Origin of the sequence: Xanthomonas sp. NCPPB 2586, from assembly GCF_041475775.2 — a bacterium.
GTDB classification, from domain to species: Bacteria; Pseudomonadota; Gammaproteobacteria; order Xanthomonadales; family Xanthomonadaceae; genus Xanthomonas; species Xanthomonas campestris.
The window spans coordinates 1059569-1082493 of record NZ_CM192981.1 but is presented as its reverse complement, the minus strand read 5'-3'; the positions used below and the strand labels follow the sequence as shown (position 1 = coordinate 1082493).

23 protein-coding genes, 2 other RNA genes and 2 pseudogenes are annotated in these 22925 nt (G+C 66.8%); 19 read left to right on the top strand and 8 right to left on the bottom strand.

Annotated features, from left to right (window positions below; all coding sequences use genetic code 11):
* Positions 1 to 80 precede the first annotated feature (80 nt).
* On the bottom strand, positions 81 to 1661 hold the full coding sequence (locus tag ACCQ09_RS04575) for an aldehyde dehydrogenase (NADP(+)) (protein ID WP_019237298.1): 1581 nt from the start codon (positions 1659 to 1661) through the stop codon (positions 81 to 83).
* Positions 1661 to 2578 (bottom strand): 5-dehydro-4-deoxyglucarate dehydratase, encoded by a 918-nt coding sequence (kdgD, locus tag ACCQ09_RS04570; protein WP_011038348.1) that lies wholly within the window; start codon positions 2576 to 2578, stop codon positions 1661 to 1663. The genes ACCQ09_RS04575 and kdgD overlap by 1 nt, the downstream gene beginning before the upstream one ends.
* 297 nt (positions 2579 to 2875) lie before the next feature.
* Between kdgD and ACCQ09_RS04565 the strand changes: the two genes are divergently transcribed.
* Both ACCQ09_RS04565 and ACCQ09_RS04560 read left to right on the top strand, forming a co-directional pair.
* Positions 2876 to 3745: a LysR family transcriptional regulator gene (locus tag ACCQ09_RS04565; protein ID WP_012437489.1), complete on the top strand. Its 870-nt coding sequence runs from the start codon at positions 2876 to 2878 to the stop codon at positions 3743 to 3745.
* A 60-nt stretch (positions 3746 to 3805) separates the two neighbouring features.
* Positions 3806 to 3879: non-coding RNA, sX9 sRNA (locus tag ACCQ09_RS04560), on the top strand.
* Between the two features lie 30 nt (positions 3880 to 3909).
* On the opposite strand, the gene ACCQ09_RS04555 is transcribed toward ACCQ09_RS04560, so the two are convergent.
* The 4 genes from ACCQ09_RS04555 to ACCQ09_RS04540 all read right to left on the bottom strand — a co-directional run bounded on the left by ACCQ09_RS04555 (position 3910) and on the right by ACCQ09_RS04540 (position 8349).
* Positions 3910 to 6081, bottom strand: a complete 2172-nt coding sequence (locus ACCQ09_RS04555) for a RelA/SpoT family protein (RefSeq protein WP_012437488.1) — start codon at positions 6079 to 6081, stop codon at positions 3910 to 3912.
* A gap of 141 nt (positions 6082 to 6222) precedes the next feature.
* Positions 6223 to 6522: a DNA-directed RNA polymerase subunit omega gene (rpoZ, locus tag ACCQ09_RS04550; RefSeq protein ID WP_002812428.1), complete on the bottom strand. Its 300-nt coding sequence runs from the start codon at positions 6520 to 6522 to the stop codon at positions 6223 to 6225.
* A 243-nt stretch (positions 6523 to 6765) separates the two neighbouring features.
* Positions 6766 to 7377 carry a guanylate kinase gene (gene gmk, locus ACCQ09_RS04545; protein ID WP_228427710.1) on the bottom strand — a complete coding sequence of 204 codons (612 nt, stop codon included), beginning with the start codon at positions 7375 to 7377 and terminating at the stop codon, positions 6766 to 6768.
* Between the two features lie 111 nt (positions 7378 to 7488).
* On the bottom strand, positions 7489 to 8349 hold the full coding sequence (locus ACCQ09_RS04540) for a YicC/YloC family endoribonuclease (protein WP_042597606.1): 861 nt from the start codon (positions 8347 to 8349) through the stop codon (positions 7489 to 7491).
* A gap of 112 nt (positions 8350 to 8461) precedes the next feature.
* On the opposite strand from ACCQ09_RS04540, the gene rph reads away from it, so the two are divergent.
* The 9 genes and pseudogenes from rph to ACCQ09_RS04495 all read left to right on the top strand — a co-directional run bounded on the left by rph (position 8462) and on the right by ACCQ09_RS04495 (position 16137).
* Complete coding sequence (gene rph, locus ACCQ09_RS04535; protein ID WP_040940728.1) at positions 8462 to 9187, top strand: ribonuclease PH; 726 nt, start codon at positions 8462 to 8464, stop codon at positions 9185 to 9187.
* Positions 9184 to 9576 (top strand): VOC family protein, encoded by a 393-nt coding sequence (locus ACCQ09_RS04530; protein ID WP_116889253.1) that lies wholly within the window; start codon positions 9184 to 9186, stop codon positions 9574 to 9576. Before rph ends, ACCQ09_RS04530 begins: the two co-directional genes overlap by 4 nt.
* A complete protein-coding gene (gene rdgB / locus ACCQ09_RS04525) occupies positions 9573 to 10172 on the top strand; it encodes an RdgB/HAM1 family non-canonical purine NTP pyrophosphatase (protein ID WP_040940726.1) in 600 nt (199 codons plus the stop codon). Before ACCQ09_RS04530 ends, rdgB begins: the two co-directional genes overlap by 4 nt.
* A 16-nt stretch (positions 10173 to 10188) precedes the next feature.
* Positions 10189 to 11346: a radical SAM family heme chaperone HemW gene (gene hemW, locus ACCQ09_RS04520; protein ID WP_019237300.1), complete on the top strand. Its 1158-nt coding sequence runs from the start codon at positions 10189 to 10191 to the stop codon at positions 11344 to 11346.
* Between the two features lie 67 nt (positions 11347 to 11413).
* Positions 11414 to 12400: pseudogene (locus ACCQ09_RS04515) on the top strand (DUF1631 family protein); the annotation flags it as partial.
* Positions 12401 to 12460: 60 nt separating this feature from the next.
* Positions 12461 to 13846: pseudogene (locus ACCQ09_RS04510) on the top strand (DUF1631 domain-containing protein); the annotation flags it as partial.
* Positions 13843 to 14187: a PilZ domain-containing protein gene (locus ACCQ09_RS04505; RefSeq protein WP_011038358.1), complete on the top strand. Its 345-nt coding sequence runs from the start codon at positions 13843 to 13845 to the stop codon at positions 14185 to 14187. The pseudogene ACCQ09_RS04510 and the gene ACCQ09_RS04505, both read left to right, overlap by 4 nt.
* A 197-nt stretch (positions 14188 to 14384) precedes the next feature.
* A complete protein-coding gene (pepQ, locus tag ACCQ09_RS04500; RefSeq protein WP_012437483.1) occupies positions 14385 to 15710 on the top strand; it encodes a Xaa-Pro dipeptidase in 1326 nt (441 codons plus the stop codon).
* Between the two features lie 28 nt (positions 15711 to 15738).
* Positions 15739 to 16137 (top strand): XVIPCD domain-containing protein, encoded by a 399-nt coding sequence (locus ACCQ09_RS04495; RefSeq protein ID WP_012437482.1) that lies wholly within the window; start codon positions 15739 to 15741, stop codon positions 16135 to 16137.
* Between the two features lie 240 nt (positions 16138 to 16377).
* On the opposite strand, the gene ACCQ09_RS04490 is transcribed toward ACCQ09_RS04495, so the two are convergent.
* Positions 16378 to 17709 carry an aminopeptidase P N-terminal domain-containing protein gene (locus tag ACCQ09_RS04490; RefSeq protein WP_228427713.1) on the bottom strand — a complete coding sequence of 444 codons (1332 nt, stop codon included), beginning with the start codon at positions 17707 to 17709 and terminating at the stop codon, positions 16378 to 16380.
* 12 nt (positions 17710 to 17721) lie between these two features.
* Positions 17722 to 18264 carry a YecA/YgfB family protein gene (locus tag ACCQ09_RS04485; protein WP_040940720.1) on the bottom strand — a complete coding sequence of 181 codons (543 nt, stop codon included), beginning with the start codon at positions 18262 to 18264 and terminating at the stop codon, positions 17722 to 17724.
* Positions 18265 to 18499: 235 nt separating this feature from the next.
* On the opposite strand from ACCQ09_RS04485, the gene ACCQ09_RS04480 reads away from it, so the two are divergent.
* The 8 genes from ACCQ09_RS04480 to ACCQ09_RS04445 all read left to right on the top strand — a co-directional run bounded on the left by ACCQ09_RS04480 (position 18500) and on the right by ACCQ09_RS04445 (position 22888).
* Positions 18500 to 18721 carry a TIGR02449 family protein gene (locus ACCQ09_RS04480; protein ID WP_011038363.1) on the top strand — a complete coding sequence of 74 codons (222 nt, stop codon included), beginning with the start codon at positions 18500 to 18502 and terminating at the stop codon, positions 18719 to 18721.
* The gene (locus ACCQ09_RS04475) at positions 18718 to 19014 is read left to right on the top strand and encodes a cell division protein ZapA (RefSeq protein WP_012437479.1); all 297 of its coding nucleotides are present in this window, start codon (positions 18718 to 18720) and stop codon (positions 19012 to 19014) included. The genes ACCQ09_RS04480 and ACCQ09_RS04475 overlap by 4 nt, the downstream gene beginning before the upstream one ends.
* Before the next feature lie 97 nt (positions 19015 to 19111).
* A non-coding RNA gene (gene ssrS / locus ACCQ09_RS04470) (6S RNA) lies at positions 19112 to 19295 on the top strand.
* Positions 19296 to 19577: 282 nt separating this feature from the next.
* Entirely contained in the window at positions 19578 to 20168 is a 591-nt protein-coding gene (locus ACCQ09_RS04465; protein WP_040942240.1) for a 5-formyltetrahydrofolate cyclo-ligase, read from the top strand.
* Positions 20165 to 20635 carry an EVE domain-containing protein gene (locus tag ACCQ09_RS04460; RefSeq protein WP_014508841.1) on the top strand — a complete coding sequence of 157 codons (471 nt, stop codon included), beginning with the start codon at positions 20165 to 20167 and terminating at the stop codon, positions 20633 to 20635. Before ACCQ09_RS04465 ends, ACCQ09_RS04460 begins: the two co-directional genes overlap by 4 nt.
* A 101-nt stretch (positions 20636 to 20736) precedes the next feature.
* Positions 20737 to 21384 (top strand): ribose-5-phosphate isomerase RpiA, encoded by a 648-nt coding sequence (gene rpiA / locus ACCQ09_RS04455; protein WP_040940719.1) that lies wholly within the window; start codon positions 20737 to 20739, stop codon positions 21382 to 21384.
* Positions 21385 to 21516: 132 nt separating this feature from the next.
* Positions 21517 to 21966 (top strand): DUF192 domain-containing protein, encoded by a 450-nt coding sequence (locus ACCQ09_RS04450; RefSeq protein ID WP_040940718.1) that lies wholly within the window; start codon positions 21517 to 21519, stop codon positions 21964 to 21966.
* Between the two features lie 40 nt (positions 21967 to 22006).
* On the top strand, positions 22007 to 22888 hold the full coding sequence (locus tag ACCQ09_RS04445; protein ID WP_011038369.1) for a SirB1 family protein: 882 nt from the start codon (positions 22007 to 22009) through the stop codon (positions 22886 to 22888).
* The last annotated feature ends 37 nt before the right edge of the window (positions 22889 to 22925 follow it).

The following is a 22925-nucleotide window of genomic DNA, read 5'->3' as shown; positions in this document are numbered from 1 at the left end:
CTTCGATACTTCAGGGCGCCTGGGAATGGCGTGCCGGACCCTCCTCCGGCACGCCTCAGGCATGGGCGTGTGCAGCGTGCTCAGTCGTGTCCCAGCGCGCCATCGACGCGTCGCCATAACTTGAGTGGATTGCCATCTGCCACGGCCGCGGGCAGCAGTTCGGCCGGAAGGTCCTGGTAGCAGACCGGGCGCAGGAAGCGGTCGATCGCCAGCGTGCCCACCGAGGTGCTGCGGCTGTCGGAGGTGGCCGGGAACGGGCCGCCGTGCACCATGGCATGGCAGACTTCCACGCCGGTGGGCCAATCGTTGAACAGGACGCGGCCGGCCTTGCGCTCCAGCACCGGCAGCAGGGATGCGGCCAACGCCATGTCATCCGCCTCCATGTGCACGGTGGCGGTGAGTTGCCCCTCCAGGTGTTCGCTCAGGGCACGCAACTGCGCGCCGTCCTTGCAGCGCACCAGCAGCGAGGATGCGCCGAACACTTCGGCCTGCAGCGCTTCATCGGCCAAAAATGCGTCGGCATCGGTGCCGAACAATGCCGCCGGGCAGCGCCCGGCTTCCGGTGCTGCACCACGTGCCAGTGTGCTGACCTTCGGATGCGCGGCCAGACGCTGCACGCCCTGCGCATAGGCCTGACCGATGCCTGCGGTGAGCATTGCTGCCGGCGAAACCGCCTGCAGCGTTTGCGTTGCCGATGCGATAAACGCATCCAGCGCCGGCGAATCGATCGCCAGCAGCAGACCGGGATTGGTGCAGAACTGGCCGGCGCCCAAGGTCAGCGAGCCGACAAACGCTTTGCCCAGATCCGGTGCGCGTGCCTGCAACGCCTGCGGCAGCAGATACACCGGGTTGATCGCACTCATTTCCGCATACACCGGAATCGGCTCGCGGCGTGCGGCGGCAATCTTGACCAGCGCCATGCCTCCGGCGCGTGAGCCAGTGAACCCCACCGCCTTGATCCGCGCGTCGGCGACCAGTTGCGCGCCGATCTCGATGCCGGCGTCGAACAGCAGCGAGAACACGCCTTCGGGCAAGCCGCATTGCGCCACCGCCGCCTGGATCGCGCGGCCCACCAGTTCGGAGGTGCCCGGATGCGCGCTATGCGCCTTGACCACCACTGGGCAGCCGGCCGCCAACGCCGAAGCGGTGTCGCCGCCGGCGACCGAAAACGCAAGCGGGAAATTGCTGGCGCCGAACACTGCCACCGGCCCCAGCGCGATGTGCCGCTGGCGCAGGTCCGCACGCGGCAACGGCGTACGCTGCGGCAGTGCCGGGTCGATGCGCGCCTGCAGCCAGCTGCCTTCGCGGACCACGCTGGCGAACAGGCGTAGCTGGCCCACGGTGCGCCCACGCTCGCCTTCCAGGCGTGCACGCGGCAGGCCGCTTTCGCGCATGGCCCGTTCGATCAGGCCATCGCCCAACGCCAGGATCTGCTCGGCGATGGTCTCCAGAAACTGCGCACGTGCCTCCAGCGTGGTCTCGCGGTAAGGATCGAAGGCCGCTTGCGCCAGCGCGCAGGCCTGCTCCACATCCGGCGCGGTAGCCGAGCCGAACACCGGTTGCAGCGCCTCGCCCGTGGTCGCATCCACGCCCTGCAAGGCAACGCCGGCACCCTGCACGCTGCGCTGGCCGATCAACGATTCACCCAGGATCGTGTGCATCAGCGGCGCCCTCCGATGAGCTGCGTGAGCTGGGCGAATTCGTCTTCGGTCAGATCGGCCAGCGGCGTACGTACCGGGCCGGCCGGGCGACCCACGGCACGCATGCCGGCCTTGACGATCGACACCGCATAGCCGGCGCGGCGATTGCGCAGCACGGTGTACGGCAGCACGAAGTCGTTGAGCTCGCGGTAGATGGTTGCGTGATCGCGCGCGCGCACTGCCGCATAGAACGACAGCGCCCATTCCGGCAGGAAATTGAAGATGGCCGAGGAATACGTGGTCACCCCCATTTCCAGGTACGGCAGCGCAAAGGTTTCGGCCGTCGGCAGGCCGCCGACGTAGAGCAGGCGATCGCCCAGCCGCGCGTAGATACGCGTCATGCGCTCCACATCGCCGATGCCGTCCTTGTAGCCCACCAGGTTGGGGCAGCGCTCGGCCACCCGCGCCAGCGCCACGTCATCGAGCCGGGCATTGGCGCGGCCGTAGACAATCACGCCCAGCGAGGTCGCCTTGCAGACGCGCTCGACATGCTCGGCCACGCCGTCGGCATCGCATTCGGTGAGATACGGCGGAAACAGCAAGATGCCATCGGCGTCGTTACGCTCGGCCGCCTGCGCCATGGCCACGGCAATCGCGGTGCCGTAGCCGGCCGGCGCAATCACCGGCATGCGCCCGGCGGTCTGGGTCACGGCCGCGCGCACTGCGCGGTCCACTTCGTCCAGGGTCAGCGAAAACAGCTCGCCGGTGCCGCCGGCAGCAAACAACCCGGCGGCCGGGTGCGAGGACAGCCAGTCCAGATTGCTGCGGTAGGCGGGCTCGTCGAAAGCCATGTCCGCATCGAAGTGCGTCACCGGGAATGACAGGAGCCCGGCACCAAGCGCTTGGGCCATTTCCGAAGGTGTGTATCTGCTGCTCATGAGGCGAACGGTCCTAGGCGGGGGTGGAGTGATGCTAGGAAGACGCATCGTTGCCGGTCCAAACCAAAGGACGTATTGTTTGATACATAAATTGAATCGATCGAGCCACGAGTGGTGCTATTCCATCGCAAATGCCTGCTTTTCCAACGGTTTTTGGCGGCACTGTAATTACGTGAGCCGCTTTTCAGTACGGCTGTCGGTGTCAGCCGCGCCGTATTCATCTGCATGCCGGGCCCGCCGATGTTGCAGTTGCAGCATCGAATTGCCCGCCAGCGAGCGTCGAGAGGTCATAGCGCCATGTTCGATCTGCAACAGTTGCGCTGCTTTGTCGCGGTCGCCGACGAGCTGCATTTCCGGCGCGCGGCCGAGCGTTTGAACATGACCCAGCCGCCGCTTAGCCGGCAGATCCAGCTGCTGGAACACAACGTCGGCACGCCGCTGCTGGAGCGCAACAGCCGCCATGTGCGGCTGACCCAGGCCGGGCGCAGCCTGCTGGCCGAAGCGCGCGCGATTCTGCGCCTGGCCGAAAACGCCGGGCTGCGGGCGCGCCGCATTGGTGCAGGCGACGCCGGCAGCGTGTCGGTGGGCTTCACTGCCGGGGCCAGCTATCGCTTCTTGCCGGAGGCGATCGCACGCTGGCGCAGCGAGGCGCCGGATGTGGATCTGCAACTCAAGGAGATGGTCAGCCTGGCGCAACTCGATGCGCTGGATGCCGGCCGGCTGGACATCGGCCTGCTGCGTCCACCGATCCAGCGGCCAGGCCTGCGCAGCCGGTGTGTGGCGCGCGAGCCGCTGATCGCCGCGCTGGCCGAGGATTCGCCGCTCGCGCAGCGCGGCAGCCTGCGTCTGCAGGACTTCGACCAACAACCGCTGGTCAATTACGCGCCCGACGAAGCGCGGTATTTCTACGACCTGCTTGCGCAATTATTCGGCGCGCGCGGCATCGCGCCACGTTCGGTCCAATACGTCAGCCAGATCCATTCGGTGCTGGCACTGGTGCGCGGCGGCATGGGCATGGCGCTGGTGCCGGAAGGTGCCAGTGGCCTGCGCTATGCGGGCATCGTCTATCTGCCGCTGCAGGACGACGCGCCGGCAACGCCAGTGGAACTGCATCTGGTCTGGAAGCAGGACAACGACAACCCGGCCTTGCGCAACTTCATCCACTAAGAGCAGCTATCAAAACGACTGCGCAGCCGCCAGGCGGGCGCGGCCGGTGCTCGAATCGGCATGTACTTACGTAGACGCCGGTTTCTCCGCGCCGTCCGCACCTACATGAAGCTGCTCGCTACGTTTTGTTAGCCGCTCTAAGCGTGGCGCATTGCCGGGCGCGGCTACTGCCGGCCCACGCTCTGCACCACGTGCAGGCGACGCAGGCGGCGCATCACTTCGGCCAAATGGCGGCGGTCGCGCACCTGGATGTTGAAGCGCAGCACCGCCGCATTGAAATCGCGGTCCAGGTAATCCACCCGCTCGATGTTGGACTGGCTCTGCGCGATCGCCGCAGCCAACTGCGCGAGCACGCCCGTGCGGTTTTCCACTTCCACCACCAGCGCGGTGTCGTAGTCGCCGGTGACGTTGGAGTCCCAGTCGATCGGCACCCAGCGCTCGGGCGACTTGCGCAGCTCGGCCAGGTTGGGGCAATCCAGCCGGTGCACCACGATGCCCTTGCCGGCGGTGTGGTAGCCCATGATCTCGTCGCCGGGAATCGGCTGGCAGCAATTGGCGAAGCTGATCACGCCACGCTCGCTGCCATCGATCAGGATCTTTTCGTGCGAATGCTTGGAATGCCCGCCGCCGCGCAACTCGGCGTAGGCCATCAAGGCCTGCGCTGCCTGGGTGGGCATCCAGTTGCCCAGCGCCACATCGGCCAGCAAGGCCTCCAGTCGCGGGTAGCGGTGCTCGCTGAGAAACGCATCCAGCCGGCCCTTCGGCAGCCGCTCCAGCGAACTGTCCATCGCTTCCAGCGCGCGGTCGAGCATGCGATGGCCGAGCTGCACTGCGTCTTCGTGTTCGAGCTGCTTGAGCTGGTGGCGGATCGCCGTACGCGCCTTGCTGCTGACCACGAATTCCAGCCACTGCGGCTTGGGCGTGGCCGAGCGCGCGGTGATGATCTCCACCGCCTGCCCGCTGACCAGCTTGGTGCGCAGCGGCACCAGCTTCTTGTCCACGCGCGAGGCGACCGCGCGGTTGCCCACGTCGGTGTGCACCGCGTAGGCAAAATCCAGCGCAGTGGAATTGCGCGGCAACGCCAGGATCTTGCCCTTGGGCGTGAACAGATAGACCTCGTCCGGGAACAGATCGACCTTGACGTTGTCCAGAAATTCCAGCGACGAGCCGGCCGCGCGTTGCGAATCGATCAGCTCCACAATCCAGTCGTGCGCACGGCTCTGCGCGCTATTGGGCGCCGCCGAGCCAACCTTGTAGGTCCAATGCGCAGCCACGCCGCGCTCGGCGATCAGGTCCATCTCTTCGGTACGGATCTGCACTTCGATCGGTGAGCCGTACGGCCCGAACAGCACCGTGTGCAGCGATTGATACCCGTTGGCCTTGGGAATGGCGATGAAATCGCGGAAGCGCCCGTCCAGCGGTTTGAAGGTGGCATGCACCGCGCCGAGTGCGTGGTAGCAATCGGCCACCGAGCGCACCACCAGGCGAAAGCCGAACACATCCATCACCTGGTCGAAGGATTTGTTCTCTTCGTGCATCTTGGAATAGATGCTCCAGGGCGTCTTGATGCGGCTGACCAGGCGATGCTCCAGCCCTTCCTTGGCCAACCGCTGCGACAGCTGCACCTCCACCTGCGCCATCGATTCGCGCCGCACCACCGGCTGGCTACGGATGTGTTTTTCGATGATGGCGTGGCGCCACGGATACAGCGCGCGGAAGCCCAGGTTCTGCAGCTCGGACTTGATCAGGCTCATGCCCAGACGCTGGGCGATCGGCGCGTAGATTTCCAGCGTTTCGCGTGCGATGCGGCCGCGCGCTTCGGTGCTCTGCGCGCCCAGCGTACGCATGTTGTGCAGACGATCAGCCAGCTTGATCATGATCACGCGCAGGTCGCGCGACATCGCCAGCAACATCTTGCGGAAACTTTCCGCCGCCGCTTCCTGGCGGTCGCGGAACTTGAGCTTGTCCAGCTTGGTGACGCCATCGACCAGCTCGGCCACCGCCTCGCCAAATTCCGACGCCAGTTCTTCGCGCGTCAGCGGCGTGTCTTCGATGGTGTCGTGCAGGATCGCGGCAATCAGCGATTCCATGTCCAGGCCGAGCTCGGCCAGCACACCGGCCACGGCAACCGGATGGGTGATGTAGGGCTCGCCCGACTTGCGGGTCTGGCCGGCATGCGCGCTGGCGCCAACTTCCCACGCACGGCGCAGGATCGGCAGCTGCTCCTTGGGAAGGTAGCTGGCGGCGCGTTCGAGGTGCAGGACGTAGTCGGGAATGGCCGTGTCGGTAGACGCAGCGGTCGCAACGGTCGCCTGGGCAGTGGGGCCTGGGTTCATGCCGGAAGACTATGCCAGCGCGGCAGTGACGGCAAACGGTTGCATGCACTTACTCACTGCACACACGGTCAAAACGAAAACAGCCCGCGAAGGCGGGCTGCTTGGATCGATCGCAACGATGCAGGCGATCGCGCGCCTGGATCAGTCGTCGTTCTTGGACATGTCTTCGTCGGCGACCACTTCGGCGGCGGCCCATTCCAGGGCTTCGCGCTCGGCGCGCTCGCGCTCGGCCTTCTCGACTTCATCGATCAGTGCATTGTCGATCCGGCGTGCGGCGATTTCGCGCAGCGCCATCACGGTGGGCTTGTCGCTGGCGTCGGCGTTCTCGATCAGCGGCTGCACGCCGTTGGCGAGCTGACGCGCACGCTTGGAGGCCATCATGACCAGCTCAAAACGGTTGTTCACGACTTCCAGGCAATCTTCTACGGTAATGCGGGCCATGCGGGCTCCCGGCGACCAGCAACGGCCGCGCATCGAATGAGGGAAAGGTGGCGGAGTGTACGCCCGGGCCGCGGTGGCGGCAACCGGCGCTTATTCAGTTTCCTTTGGAATCAGCCGCTTGGGGCGGCTTGCGGCCGCTGCCGTGTCACGCTGCGGTGCGCGTTGGCGCTGCCTGCTGCGCCCAGTCCGATGCGACGAGCAGCGGCCCGGCACCACGCGGTGCCCTGCCGTTAGCTGGCAGATTCAGTCCAGCAACGCCTGGATCAGCCCGGCATGGCGTTGCTGCTGCGCCTGCCGACGCAGCCGGCTGGCGGTGAAGATGGCGCACATTTCCGACACCGCGGTGTCGAAGGTCTCGTTGATGATCACGTAGTCGAATTCCTCGAAATGCAGCATTTCCTCGCGGGCGGCGGCCAGGCGTTGCGCCATCACGTCCTCGCTGTCCTGCCCGCGCTTGCGCATGCGCTCGTCCAAAGCCTGGCGCGACGGCGGCAGGATGAACACGCTGACCGCGTCCGGCACCTTCTGCCGCACCTGGCGCGCGCCCTGCCAATCGATCTCCAGCAGCACGTCGTGCCCGGCGGCCAACTGCGGCTCCGCCGACTGCCGCGCGGTGCCTTTCCAGTCGCCATGCACCAGCGCGTACTCGAAGAAGTCACCGGCTTCGATCATGCCCTGGAACTCGTCGGCGGAGACGAAATGGTAGTGCTCGGCATGCCGTTCGCCCGGCCGCGGCGCGCGCGAAGTGAACGAGATCGACAAGGCGATCTTGGGATCACGCGCCAGGGTGGCGTTGACGATGCTGCTCTTGCCGGCACCGGAAGGGGCCGCAACGATATAGAGGGTGCCGCGCATTTTAGGGAATCGAGAGTCGGGAATAGGGAATGGGGCGCCGCGCCAGGCATGCAGGCCGTGGGGAATCGTACCTGCTTTGACGATTCCCCATTCCCGATTGCCTATTTCCGGCTACTCGATGTTCTGCACCTGTTCGCGGATCTGGTCGATCAGCACCTTCAGGTCCACCGCTGCGTTGGAGGTGCGGCTGTCCACCGATTTGGAGCCCAGGGTATTGGCTTCGCGGTTGAATTCCTGCAGCAGGAAATCCAGGCGCCGCCCGACCGGCTCGGACTGCTTGAGCACGCGCCGGATCTCGCCGATGTGGCTGGACAGGCGGTCCAACTCTTCATCCACATCGAGCTTTTGCAGCCACAGCACCAGTTCCTGCTCGGCGCGGCCCGGGTCCACCGGATGCGGCAGATCGGCCAGGCGGGCCGCCAATTTGGCGCGTTGGCCTTCGCGGATCACCGGAATCAGCGTGCGCACCTCACCAGCAATACGCTCGATGGCATCCACGCGCTCGCTGATCGCCTCGGCCAGCTTGGCGCCTTCGCGCTCACGGGCGGCCACAAACCCGGACACCACCTCATCCAGCAACGCCAGCGCCTGCGCCTGCAGCGCCGGTGCATCGACATCCTGCACCTGCAACACGCCGGGCAATTGCAGCAGATCGGTGAAGCTCACCTGCAGCTTGGGCATGCTTGCATCCAGCCGCGTGGCGAGTGCGCCCAGTTCCTGCAGCAGCGCCTCATTGACGGCCAGGGTCTGGCCGCTGTCCGGCGCGCGCAGGCGCAGCGCCAGGTCCAGCTTGCCGCGGCTGTTGCGGGCCGCCACGCGCTCGCGCAACAGCGGCTCCAGCGCACGCAATTCTTCGGGCAGGCGCACGCCCACTTCCAGAAAACGGTGGTTGACCGAGCGCAGCTCGCAACCGAGCGTGCCCCATGGCGTGATGCGTTCGCCGCCGGCGAACGCGGTCATGCTTCGGATCATCGTGAGTCCAGTGCCTGCAAAGCGCGAATGGTACCCTAGCAGGCCATGCCGGCCGGTAGCAGCCCGCCGCGTACTGGCCTGACGACCACCTCCCGACTTCCGGATCCGACGCATGTCTTTCTCCCGTCCCAGCGGCCGCACGGCCGACCAGCTGCGCCCCGTGCGCATCGAACGCGCCTTCACCCGTCACGCCGAAGGCTCGGTGCTGGTCAGCTTCGGCGATACCCGCGTGCTGTGCACCGCCAGCGTGGAGAACCGCGTGCCGAACTTCCTGCGCGGCAAGGGCGAAGGCTGGGTCACTGCCGAATACGGCATGCTGCCGCGGTCCACCCACACCCGCTCCGACCGCGAAGCCGCGCGCGGCAAGCAGGGTGGACGCACGTTGGAAATCCAGCGCCTGATCGGCCGCGCACTGCGCGCCTGCGTCGACCGCAATGCACTGGGCGAACGCACCATCACCCTGGACTGCGACGTGCTGCAGGCCGACGGCGGTACCCGTACCGCCGCCATCACCGGTGCTTACGTGGCGCTGGCCGACGCGGTGAACCTGCTGCTCAAGCGTGGCGACATCAAGAAGCATCCGCTGATCGGCGCAGTGGCTGCGGTGTCGGTGGGTATCTACCGCGGCGAGCCGGTGCTGGATCTGGATTACCCGGAAGACAGCGACTGCGATACCGACATGAATGTGGTGATGAACGACGGTGGCGGCTTCATCGAGTTGCAGGGCACCGCCGAAGGCCATGCCTTCCGCCGTGACGAACTCAACGCTCTGCTCGCACTCGCCGAAAAGGGCGTGGGCGAATTGTTCGCACTGCAACGCGCCGCACTCGCCGGATGAGGCGCCGCATTGCCCTGACCACCTTGCTGGTTGCCGATTACGACGCGGCGATTGCCTGGTACACCGGCGCACTGGGCTTCCAGGTGCTGGAAGACCGCGCGCTCGGCGAGGGCAAACGTTGGGTGGTGATCGGCCCGGGCAGCACGCAGGACGCCGGCTTGCTGCTCGCGCAGCCGGCCGACGCCGCGCAGCAAGCGCGGATCGGCGACCAGACCGGCGGGCGTGTGGATCATTTCCTCTACACCGACGACTTCTGGCGCGACCACGCTGCGATGCAGGCGTTTGGCGTGGAATTTCTGGAAACCCCGCGCGAAGAACCGTATGGCACCGTGGCCGTGTTCCGCGACCTGTACGGCACCAAGTGGGATCTGCTGGAGCCCAAGCAATGAAACACCTGGTCCTGGCCAGCGGCAATGCCGGCAAGCTGGAAGAACTGCGCGCCATGCTCGCCGATCTGCCATTGCAGATCGTGGCGCAAGGCGAGCTCGGCGTGGAGGATGTGCCCGAAACCGGGCTCACCTTCGTCGAGAACGCCTTGATCAAGGCACGCCACGCCAGCGCGGTGACCGGTTTGCCGGCACTGGCCGACGACTCCGGGTTGATCGTCGATGCACTCGGCGGTGCGCCCGGTTTGTACAGCGCGCGCTACGCGGGCAGCCCGACCGATGCCAACGCCAACAACGCAAAACTGCTCGAAGCCATGCGCGAGATCCCGGCCGAGCGCCGCAGCGCGCGGTTTTATGCGGTGATCGTGCTGCTGCGCCACCCGGAAGATCCGCAACCGCTGATCGCCGAAGGCAGCTGGGAAGGCGTGATCACCACCGCACCGCGCGGCACCGGCGGCTTCGGCTACAACCCGGTGTTCCTGGACCCGGTGCACGGCCTGACCGCAGCCGAGATGGACACCGCGCTGAAGAACCGCCTGAGCCACCGCGCAGTAGCGCTGGCCACGCTGCAGCACAAGCTGCACGCCCTGTCACTTTGATCCACGACACGCCGCTGTGCCCGACCTGATCCCACCGCCGCTCGCGCTGTACGTGCACCTGCCCTGGTGCGTGCGCAAATGCCCGTACTGCGATTTCAATTCGCATGCGGCCAAGGGCGCGCTGCCGTTCGACGACTACGTGGATGCGCTGATCCGCGACCTGGATGCGGACCTGCCGCTGGTGTGGGGCCGCGTGGTGCACTCGGTGTTCTTCGGCGGCGGCACGCCCAGCCTGTTTCCGCCCGAAGCGATCGATCGCTTCCTGCAGGCCGCCGCCGCGCGCCTGCGCTTTGCGCCTAATCTGGAAATCACCCTGGAAACCAATCCCGGGACCGCCGAGCACGGGCGCTTCGACGGGTACCGTGCGGCCGGGGTCAACCGGTTGAGCTTCGGCGTGCAGAGTTTCGACGATGCGGCATTGCAGCGCCTGGGGCGCATCCATGACAGCGCCGAAGCCGAGCGCGCGATCAAGCTGGCGCAGGACGCCGGCTACGACAACTTCAACATCGACCTGATGTACGCGCTGCCCGAGCAGACGCTGGCGCAGGCCGAGCACGATCTGGAGCGCGCCTTCGCCCTGCAACCCACGCACCTGTCGCATTACCAGCTCACGCTGGAACCCAACACGGTGTTCTTCGCGCGCCCGCCGCAAGGCATTCCCGACGACGACGACGCCTGGGACATGCAGGAGCACTGCCAACGCCTGCTCGCTGCGGCCGGCTATGCGCAGTACGAGGTCAGCGCCTACGCCCGGCCCGGGCGGCAGTGCGCGCACAACCTCAATTACTGGCGGTTTGGCGACTATCTCGGCATTGGTGCCGGCGCGCACGGCAAGATCAGTTCCGGTGCCGAGCAACAGGTGTTGCGGCGCTGGAAGCACAAGCATCCGCAGAGTTATCTGGCCAGTGCCGGCAGCGCAGCAGCGATCGGCGGCGATGAGCACGTGCCTGCCGCGCGGCTGCCGTTCGAATACATGCTCAACCTGCTGCGCTTGCATGAAGGCTTCCGGCTGAGTGATTTCGAAGCCTGCACCGGTCTGCCGGCGCAGGTGCTGCAGGCACCGCTGGCACGCGCAATGGCGCAGGGCTGGCTGGTCGAACAGCATGGCCGCATCGTGCCGACCGAGCTGGGCCGGCGCTTCACCAACGATGTGGTGGAGCTGTTCCTGCCCTGAGCCGGACGCGGGCGGTCGCTGGCGAAACGTGCTACATAGCTCACGCTTCGAAACGAGCCCTGCACGGATGTCCACGCCCGCTTCTTCCCTGCCGCACGCCCTCACCGGCCCGATTGCCGACGCCCCGGTGTCTGCGCGTGGCCGCCGCCTGCTGGCCGCCGTGCATGCGCAATGCGCGCAAACCCTGGGCGGCCCGCTGCGACTGACCATTGTCGAGCTGGAGCGCGAACTGCTGCACCAGGCCGAATTCGCCCGTAACAGCCAGCAGCAGGCCGAGGCGTATGCGCAGATGCGCGGGTTGCGCGAGCATGTGGAGCGGTTTCCGCAGGCGTTCCTGCACCACCTGGCGCAGGCGCTGGCCGAACTGCGCGCGCCCAAGGCCGCTGCGCCAGTGGCCGACGCGCCCACGCATCCGCAGATGTTGACGCTGGTGGAAGACACCGACATCGATCGCGACATCGTGCTCAACGTCATCGCGCGCCGCGAAACCGCGCGACGTGCCGGTGTGTTGCAGTTGCTGGCGCAGCGCTTGGCGGTGGTCGGCGCGGTGCCGGAATTCGAACTGGAAGCGGTGCCGTTGGGTCCCTGGGCCTTGTGCCGGGTATTGCGCCACTGCGGTGAGACGCTGGGCCTGAGTCTGGATGGCCAGCTCACGTTGTATCGCGTGTTCGAACGCCAGGTGATCGAGCGCCTGGGCGATCTGTTCGAGCGCATCAACGCCACGCTGGCCCACGAAGGCATCCTGCCGGGGCTGATCTATCACCCCTATCTGGTCAAGCCGACACAGGTGCAAAGCCGCCGGTCCGCTCCTGCTGCGCAGGGCATGACCAAGGACGTGGGCGCGGGCAAGCGCACGCCGGCGTCACGGCCAGCCACCGGGTGGAGCGGCCAGGCCGCGCCGACCGCCTGGCAGAGCGCCTTGATTGAACCGTCCGCAGCGTCGTCGCCGGCATCGATTGCAGCGCAGGATCAAGCGACCACACCGGCGCTGGCCGATGCGGTGCAGGCGCTCGGCGGGCTGATGTCGTCCGCGCGCCAGGGCCAGGCGGGCGCAGCGCAGGCGGGCAATGTGCAAACGCCCTCGTCATCGCTCGCGCAGCCAGGCGTCATGACCGCCGCAGCGGCGGCCGCGGGGCACTCCGCCAGCGCGCAGCCGCCTGCTACCGCCGTGCCCAAGGCCGCGCTCAACGCGGCACTGGCCAGCCTGCAAGGTGCCATCGCTGCGCCTGCCGCCGCGTCGACCGCTGCACCGGCCGGCATCGAGGCAATCCAGCGCCAGCTGTTGGACGTACTGCGTACCCAGCACGGGCCGCAGGCTGCGCTGTCGGCGCAGGAGACTGACACCTTCGACCTGCTCGGCCTGCTCTACGCACAGATGCAGCGCGAGGTGCGTGAGCAGACCCCGGCGCAGGCGTTGTTGGCCAAGTTGCAGGTACCGGTCGTGCGCGCCGCGTTGGCCGATGCGCATTTCTTCGTGCGCGACCAGCACCCGGTGCGCGAGTTGCTCAACACCGTGGCCGAGTCCGGCGCCGTGTGGCTGGGCGAAGATGACGTCGACCCGCAACTGCTGCAGAAGCTGGGCACTGCGGTCGCCAGCATCGTGCATACCTACCAGGGCGATGAGGCGGTGTTCGCCGCCGCCAACGAGGACATCCAGAGCCATCTGCGCACGCTGGCCCGCAAGGCCGAGGTGGCCGAGCGGCGGCATGTGGACGCCGCACGCGGCAAGGAACGGCTGGAATCGGCCAAGCAGCAGGCGCAGGCGCGTATCGAACAGGTCTGCGAGGACGCGGCTCCGCCTCCGCGCTTTGTGCAATCGCTACTACGCCAGGCCTGGTCGGATGTGCTCACGCTCACCCTGCTGCGCCAGGGCGAGCAGTCGCCGGAATGGGACGAGCGCCAGGCGCTGACCGCCCGGATCGCCGAGGTCACCTGCCGCACCAAGGATCAACCCACCGATACCGCGCTGGGCAGCGAGGTGGAAGCCGCGCTGTTGCAGGTGGGCTACCACGGCGATGAAGCGGCGGCGATTGCGCGCCGCCTTTCCACGCCCGGCGGCGAGGACGCGCTGACCTCGCGCACCGAATTGACCGCCAAGCTCAAGGCCCGCACGCGCCTGGGCGATCAAGGCGACAGCGCGGGGCGCAAGCAGAACGCAGTGCCGCGTTCCCCGGAGGAAGAAGCCTGCTACACGCAGCTGCGCAGCCTGCCGTTCGGCACCTGGTTCGAGTTCGTGGTCAATCAGCAAGGCGATCTGCGCCGGCAGCGGCTGTCCTGGTACAGCCCGATGACCGACCACGCGCTGTTCGTCAATCAACGCGGGCAGAAAGTGGCCGACCATTCGCTCGACGGCCTGGCACGGCTAATGGCCGCCGGCCAGGTGCGTTTGCTGGTCGAAGAAAAATCGCGGCTGATCGATCGCGCCTGGCACGCCACTGTGCGCACGCTGCGCACGCTGGCCGGCCAATCCACTGCAGCGGACACAGAGGCGCGCGCATGATCCAGGACACCCGCCGCGCCCCACGCCGCCAGCCGACCGACCTGGTGCCGGTTACCGACATGCTCAGCGAGGCGCAGATCGGCCGGCTGGGCAATGTTTCGGAAACCGGCATGCTGCTGCTGGCTTCGGTACCGCTGCACGACGATGCGCTGTATCAGCTGCGGTTCGCCCTACCCGAGCGCGCCGGCCGCGCCACCGAAATCGATGTCGGCGTGCACCTGCTGTGGTCCGAGGCGGCCCACGCACCAGGCCAGGCCTGGGCTGGCTTCCGTTTCCTGACCATGTCCGAGCCGCACCGCCAACGCCTGCGCGCCTGGATTGCGGAAGAGCATCTGGTCTAGCGCCCAGGGGCGTGACGACGCCCGCCGCGTTCGCGCAGAATTGCAACGCCGCAGGTGAGCGGGTCGCGGCAGGCAGATCCACGCTGGCGGCAGCACGCAACCAACTTCCCCAGCGCAGCTCACGCTCGCCGCACCAGGACAGCCTCACAACGATTGCGGCAAAATTGCGCATTGCCTTGCAACGCGATCGAGCCCGTATGACCCAGCCATCCCTGAGCGTCCTGTATTCCGACCACCTGCGCACGCTCACCGCGCGCGCCGACCAGGCGCTGCAGCGTGGCGGCTTCGATCATCTGGTCATTCCCAGCGGCACCACGCATTACCAGCTGTTCGACGACCGCGACTACCCGTTTGCGGTCAATCCGCAGTTCAAGGCCTGGGTGCCGCTTACCCGCATGCCGCACAGCTGGCTGGTCTACACGCCCGGCAAGCGGCCGACGGTGATTTTCTATCAGCCGTTCGACTACTGGCACGTGGTGCCCGATGCGCCCAGCGGCTGGTGGGTGGAGCACTGCGACATCCACATCATCCGCACGCCGGAGGCCGCATTGCCGCTGCTGCCCGCCCGCACCGAGCGCTGCGCCATCCTGGGCGAGGCCGCCAGTGCGCTGGGCGCGTGCGTGCCCAACAACCCGGCCGCGGTGCTCGACTTCCTGGACTATCAACGCGCCTTCAAGACACCGTACGAACTGGCGGTGATGCGGCTGGCGCAGCAGTTGGCGGTGCGTGGCCACCGCGCCGCCGAGGCTGCGTTCCGCGCGGGCCAGAGCGAGTTCGGCATCCACATGGCGTATTGCAGCGCAGTCGGCCAGGACGCCAACGAATTGCCGTACGGCAACATCATCGCGCTCAACGAACACGGTGCGGTGCTGCACTACACCGAACTCGGCCGGCAGGCGCCGCAGCCACTGCGCAGCTTTCTGATCGATGCCGGCGCCTCGGCGCATGGCTATGCCAGCGACATTACCCGCACCTACGCCGCCGACGCCGGCAGCGAGTTCCAGGCGCTGATCGATGCGGTGGATGCCGCGCAGCTGCGCATGGGCAATGCGGTGCGTGCCGGCGTGGATTACAAGCAACTGCATGTGGACGCGCACCTGTCGCTGATGGGCATCCTGCACGACTTCGGCATCATTACCGTTTCGCCCGAAGCCGCGCTGGCCACCGGCGTCAGCGCCGCATTCTTCCCGCATGGCCTGGGCCATCTGATCGGCCTGCAGGTGCATGACGTGGCCGGGTTTGCAGCCAGCGATCGCGGCGGGCGCATCGAGCGCCCGGACGGCCACCCGTATCTGCGCCTGACCCGCATGCTCGAACCGGGCATGGTGGTCACCATCGAGCCCGGCGTGTACTTCATCGACATGTTGCTGGACGAGGTCAAGAAAAATGGCCATGCCGCCAGCGTGAACTGGGACCGCGTGGCGCAGTTCGCGCCGTACGGCGGCATCCGTATCGAAGACGAAGTGGTCTGCACCGACGGCGCACCGGAAAACCTGACCCGCCCGGTGTTTGCCGCACCCTGATTCGCACTGGACAGCACGGAGCATCGCCATGAACGATCCACGCCAGACCTCGCACCCCGACCACCCGATGTACCAGCAGATCGAACGCGGCGTGCATGGGATCGACGCCGCGCACGGGCGCGCGCCAGACCAGACCAGTGCGCGACTGACCGCTGCCTTGTTGCCACTGGCCAAAGAAGGCGGGCTGTCGCGCGTGGATTACGTGCTGATGAGCGAAGCGAACAGGACCGGCGTGCACGGCGGCGAAAACGTGTTCGTGGTGCAGGGCGACCCCGCCAACCCGGCACATCTGCGCGCGCACATGAAAACCGAGCAGGCACTGGCTACGCCCGAGGAACAGTCCTTCGAGCGTGCGCGGCAGATCGCTGCACCTGGCGAGGCGCTGCAACAGCCAGAACGCACGCAGACGCCGCAGCTGGGTCAATGAAACCGGCGGCGCGCTGTCCTTGCGGCGCGCCAGGCACGGTCACATCGAGACCGCACACGCGCTGCTTTGGACGCACACTGGCCCCGAGGCATCACGCCCATCGCGCATCTTGAATGCATGTACGTTGCGCCGGCCTACTAAGCGCTTGTGGTGATGCATGGCCATGCCACGCGTCCAGCGTCTCTGTGAGGATGCTGACGGCAAGGCGGCTGGCGCTCCTGACGATCGATCCGTCAGCAACTACACGCGGAGGCCAGCCATCTCCGCTTCAATCTCGTCGGCGCTGCGCGCAAGCGCATCTGTGAGCACGCGGTGGCCGTCGGCGGTGATCAGCACGTTGTCTTCGGTGCGGATACCGATGCCGCGCCACTTGGCTTCCACGCTCGTATCGTCGGCCGAGACATACAACCCAGGCTCGATGGTGAACACCATGCCCGGCTCCAGCAGGCGCGACTCGCCCGCAAGGCGATACTCGCCAACGTCATGCACATCCAGGCCAAGCCAATGGCCGGTCTTGTGCCGATAAAACCGCTTGTAGTGACCTTCGGCAAGGTTGCGCTCCAGCGTGCCTTTGAGCAGCCCCAGGCGCAGCAACCCTTCGGTCAGTGCCTGCACCGCCGCCAGGTGACCGGCCTCATAGGCAATGCCCGGTTGTGCCTGCGCCAGGGCGGCCGCCTGCGCGGCGCCGACCAGATCGTGCAGGGCACGCTGCGCCGCGCTGAAGCGGCCGTTGACCGGAAAGGTGCGGGTGATGTCAGCCGCATAGCCGCGGTATTCGGCGCCGGCGTCCACCAGCACCAGCTCACCATCGCGGCTGCGCGCGTTGTTGGCGCGGTAATGCAGCACGCAGGCATTGCTGCCGGTGCCGACAATACTGCCGTACGCCGGCCACGCATCGGCGGCGCGGAATTCGCGTTCGATCTCGGCCTGCAGTTGATATTCGTGCACGCCCGGGCGTACCAACTGCATCGCCGCGCGATGCGCACGCACGCTGATGTCGGCGGCCTGCTGCATCAATGCGATCTCGTCGCGTGACTTGAACAGGCGCTGCTCGTGCAGCAGATGCCCCAACTCCAGGAATTCATGCGGCGGTTGCGCGCCATGGCGCACCTGCTCGCGCACCCGCTTGAGCCAGCCGATCAGCTTGAGATCGAAATCCACATCGCGGCCGAAGTGGTAGTAGACGCGGCTGCGTCCTTCCAGCAGGCCGGGCAGGATCTCGTCGACATCGTCGATGGGGTACGCATCGTCCATGCCGTACTGCGCCACCGCGCCTTCCTGGCCCGCGCGCGGGCCGTCCCAGGCTTCGCGCTCGGCATCGCGCTCGCGGCAGAACAGGATTGCCTCACCGTGCTTGCGCCCTGGCACCAGCACCAGCACCGCCTCCGGTTCCGGAAACCCGCTCAGGTACCAGAAATCCGAATCCTGCCGGTACGGGTAATGGGTGTCGTGGCTGCGCACCCGCTCCGGTGCCGCCGGCAGGATCAGGATGGCCTGCTCGCCGGCCATCTGCATGAGCTGCTTGCGTCGGCGCGCGTACTCGGCCGCGCCAATGCCGGTGAGCTTCTTCATATCGTGCGGCGGTCAGTTCAGGCGTTGGCGAAAGCGCGGCCCCATCACGCAGTCGCCATGCAGCAACAGCACCGCCACGCGCACGAATTCCTCGATCTCGGCCAGGGCGGTGTCGTCTTCCTCGGCGGTATCGAAGTCGTCGCTGGACGCCTGCGCGAGCCGGGCCAGATCCTGCAGCGCTTCTTCGCCTTCTTCGGACAGTGCCGGGCGCTGCTGCGCAGCCAGGCCAAACCCGCCCAGAAACGCGCGGCACCAGTCGAACAGCGCATCGGTGCGGGCCGGCAGCGGCGCGCCGTCTTCGGTCAGCAGCAGTTCGAAGGCAAAGTCGCGGTCTTCCAGCTGCGCCACGGTGGCCTGCCGCATCTGGTCCAGGGCGCCGCCCTGCGTGGGGGCAACCTGCGCGGTGTCGGCCAGGATGCGCGCCAGCCAGTCGGCACTGTCGGCGCCGCCGCCGGACAGCCAGCCGCACAGGCCGCCATGCAATTCCGCCGCGGAGGAAGCCAGGTCCAACTGGCGACTTTCGTGTTGCACAGCGGCTACATCGGGCAGATCCATCAGGTCATCCAGGCTGAGTCGAAAAGATGCCGGCCCAGGGCCGGCGATATGACTGCCCAGTGTACCAAGGCACCCGCCGCTCGCCCCACTGCCATGTTCCATGCAGCGTTCCACGCAGTGCGCCGGGTGGGCCGTCAACACTGCGCCAGCCCTTGCGGCGGCTGCGCTTGCGGCGTTTACGGCCAGCGCATGCAGGCGCTTGACCGGTGCGCGCACGCGCCCCTATCGTGGGCGGATGGACAACGCCGCCGCCCTCGCCCAGCTCCGCGCACTCGCCGCCCGTGTGGAGGCGTTGGTGGAGCGCACCCAGCGGCTCACCGACGAAAACCGCAGCCTGCGCCACCAACAGGAACAGTTGATCGGCGAGCGCGCGCAGCTGCTGACCAAGAACGAACAGGCACGCTCGCGCGTGGAAGCCATGATCGTGCGATTGAAGTCACTGGAGCAGCACACGTGAGCAATGAGCCGGTCAGCGTCCGTATTCTGGATCGTGAATACACGGTGGGCGTCACCGCCGAGGAACGCGAGAGCCTCACCGCCGCCGCGCGCCTGCTGGATCTGCGCATGCGCGAGATCCGCGGCAGCAACCGCATGGCGGCGGTGGATCGGGTCGCGGTGCTGGCCGCGTTGAATCTGGCGCATGAGTTGCAGCAGCTGCGCGAGCAGCAGGCCATGTACGAACGCGAGCTCGCCAACACGCTGGAAAGCATGAATCGGCGTCTAGATGGCGTGATCGATATACCGCGTTGAAGTGCAATACGCACTGTCATCGCAAATATGAATCTCCAGGAACGCATTACCGACGAATGGGCTAGCCATCGGGGCGCGGAGGTCTATAATTCACCTGCGTTCTCTGCTGTGAACGACGGTGTGCAAAACATTCGCCTTGTCCCTTAATTACGACCACGGGGGCGCGACGAAGCCGGGAGTGCAAGTCCGCCTTGTAGCGGGAAGCCCGATGGCCTCACAACGTCCCCACTTGAACCCCGGGTTCAAGGTCGTTTCGCACACATCGTCATGGCGGAGAATGCAATTTTTCTGAAACGGCGCCCTAGGGCGCCGTTTCTTTTTGTGCGTTGTCCAATGTCACGTGCGCACGCGCTTCGCGATGTGGTGACGCACTCATTGGTGTTCAATGCGCTCCCGCCAGTCACTTGGCCTGCGCCGCCTCGCACTCCCGCAACCGGGTGCGAACGCCGACCGCACCCTCCACGCGGCAGGTTGCGATCAGTCATCCACGCATCAACACCGCGCAGCTAGGCATGCGCGCGCCCGCGGCCGACAATGCCGCTTCCCTTTGCGCCGAGATCCCGATGTCCGACGACCGAGATGCGCTGCGTCAGCAATTACGTGCCGCGCGGCGCAGCCTGCCCGCTGCGCAACGCCTCGCCGCCGCCGACGCGCTGGCCGAGCGTTTGCTGGCGCTGCCGTTTGCACCGCAGCAGGGCGCGGTGGCCGGCTACTGGGCGATGGATGGCGAGATCGCGCTGCACCGCTGGCAACTGAGCCTGCCACCAGGCGTGCGCTATTGCCTGCCGGTGCTGGACGGGCGCGTGCTGCGCTTTGCACCGTGGAAGCCGGGCCAGGGCCTGGTCAGCAACCGCTATGGCATCCCCGAGCCAGACGTGGACCGTGCCGACACGCTGGGCCCGGAAGACATGGACCTGGTGGTGACGCCGTTGACCGGCTTCGACGCCGCCTGCGGGCGCTTGGGCATGGGAGGCGGCTGGTATGATCGCAGCTTCGCGTTCCGGCATCGCCCGGCGCCGCCGCCCTGGCTGGTCGGCGTGGGCTTTGCCGCGCAGCAGGTTCCCGCCTTGCCCGTCGCCGCCTGGGACGTGCCGGTGGATGCCATCTGCACCGAACACGCCACCTTCCTGAAAGACGACACCGTTCCCGCATGACTGCCCGCAAGCGCTATTGGCTGATGAAGTCCGAGCCGGACACGTTTTCCATCGATGACCTGGAGCGCGTTGGCACCGAGCCATGGAACGGCGTGCGCAACTACCAGGCGCGCAACTTCATGCGCGATGGCATGCAGGTGGGCGATGGGGTGTTCTTCTACCACTCCAATTGCAAGGTGCCGGGCATTGTCGGCATCGCCAAGGTGGCCAGCACCGCCTACCCGGACGAAACCCAGTTCGATCCGGCATCCGACTATCACGACCCCAAGGCCAAGCGCGAAGACCCGCGCTGGATGCTGGTGGACGTAGCGTTCGAGCGCAAACTCAAACGCACCATCGCGCTGGACGAGATCAAGCAGCACGCCGATGCCCTGGGCGAGGGCTTCCCGCTGATCGCACGCGGCAATCGCCTCTCCATCCTGCCGGTGACCGCCGCACAGTGGAAGTTGCTGCTGGCGATGGAGTAGCCGGGAGTAGAGATTCGGGATTTGAGATTTGCAAATCCCGGCTCAGCCCAGCCGCTCTTGCGATTCCCCAATCCCGATTCCCTAATCCCGAGCTCTTACCCATGTCCGAAGCAAAACGCCTGGCCGCCGAGAAGGCGATCGATTACGTGGAAGACGGCATGATCGTCGGGGTCGGCACCGGCTCGACGGTGGCGTATTTCATCGACGCACTCGGCCGCATCGGCCATCGCATCAAGGGTGCGGTGTCCAGCTCGGAACAGAGCACCGCGCGGCTGCGCCAGCACGGCATCGAGGTGCTGGACCTCAACCACACCGGCACGCTGTCGCTGTATGTGGATGGCGCCGACGAGTGCGACCCGAACCGCTGCCTGATCAAGGGTGGCGGCGCGGCGCTCACGCGCGAGAAGATCATCGCCGAGGCGAGCGAGCGCTTCATCTGCATCGTCGACCCGAGCAAGCAGGTGCCGGTGCTGGGCAACTTCCCGCTGCCGGTGGAGGTGATCCCGATGGCGCGCAGCCTGGTGGCCCGGCAGATCCTGGCGCTCACTGGCGGGCAGCCGGTCTGGCGTGACGGCGTGGTCACCGACAACGGCAACGTGGTGCTGGATGTGCACAAGCTGCACATCACCGACCCGGTGGCGCTGGAGCGGAACTTGAATCAGATTCCCGGCGTGGTCTGCGTGGGCCTGTTCGCGCGCCGCCCGGCCGACGTGGTGATCGTCGGCGGCGAGCCACCGCGCGTGCTGTAACCACAGCCGCATGCGGCCGCATGCCTGGGCACACCGCAGGCTGCAGCCACAGCCGCGCGATGGCCGAACCGGCTTGACGCACGCTGGCGCTTGGCAGAAGGTGCGCGCTCCCCCTCCAGCGGTGCATCGCCCATGCGTGTTTTCCATCTGTTTGGCCTGGCCCTGTTGTTGGCGCTCAGCGGTTGCGCCAGTGCCGGCAGTTCCTGGGTGGAGCTGGCCGGCACCCGCTACAGCGTGGAGCTGGCGCAAAACGATGCCGACCGGGCGCAGGGGCTGATGTTTCGCGATGCCATGCCGGAAGACCACGGCATGCTGTTCATCCACGACAGCCAGACGCCGCAGGCGTACTGGATGAAGAACACCAAGATCGCGCTGGACATCCTGTATTTCGACAACCAGCGCCGGCTGGTGTCGCAACAGCGCGACGTGCCGCCGTGCTCGGCCGGCGATGCCTGCCCGCCCTACCCCAGCAAGCAACCGGCGCGCTACGTGCTCGAGCTCAACGCCGGCCAGGCCGCCAAGCTCGACCTGCGTGACGGGGCCGAGCTTACTTTCAGCCTGGATATTCCCAAGCTGAAGTGATTCACAGCGATGCGGTGTCTCCTGTCAGGAAGTGCCGGACTTGAACCCCGCGCCGCTTGCCGACACTCTTGTCGTCATGGTCGACATGCTCCCACTTCCCCATTGGACCGCGCTCGCCAGCCTGGACGACGACGCGGTGCCGCTGATGTCCACCGCGCTACTGATCGCGCGCGACGAGTATCCGCAGCTGGACGCCGAGCTGTATGACACGCTCGTGCAAAGCCATGTGGAGCACTTGCGACGCGAGGTCGACGCAATCGATCTGTGGCCGCTGAAGATGGCCGCGGTGAACCGCTACCTGTTCGACGAGCTGGGCTACTCGGGTAACCACGACGAGTACTACGACCCGCGCAACAGCTACCTCAACGAAGTGTTCGAGCGCCGGCTGGGCAACCCGATTTCGCTGGCGATGGTGCAGATCGAAGTCGCGCGCCGGCTGGGCATTCCGTTGGCCGGGGTGTCGTTCCCAGGGCACTTCCTGGTACGCCTGCCGGTAGACGACGGGGTGCTGGTGATGGATCCGTTCAACGGCGGCCGCCCGCTGGGCGTGGACGAGCTGCGTGAACGCGCGCGCCCGCATCTGGGCGGGGAAATCCCCGACGACCGCGCATTGGCGCAGATCCTGGACCCGGCGCCGCACCGGGCGATCCTGATCCGCATCCTGCGCAACCTGTATGGCGTCTACGCCGATGCCGAGCATTGGGACCGCGCCGCCCGCAGCGCCGACCGCATTCTCAAGCTGGTGCCGGACCAGCCCGAAGCGCTGCGCGATCGCGGCATGGCGTATCTGCACCTCGGGCACCGCAGCGGCGCCCGCCACGACCTGGCGCGTTACCTGCAGCTGCACCCCAGCGCGCAGGACGCCGCAAGCCTGCATGAGCACCTGGTTGAATTGAACAGCCAGCGCTCACGCGCGCACTAGGTACTCACTGCGCACTACGCACTGCTCAGCGCTGCAG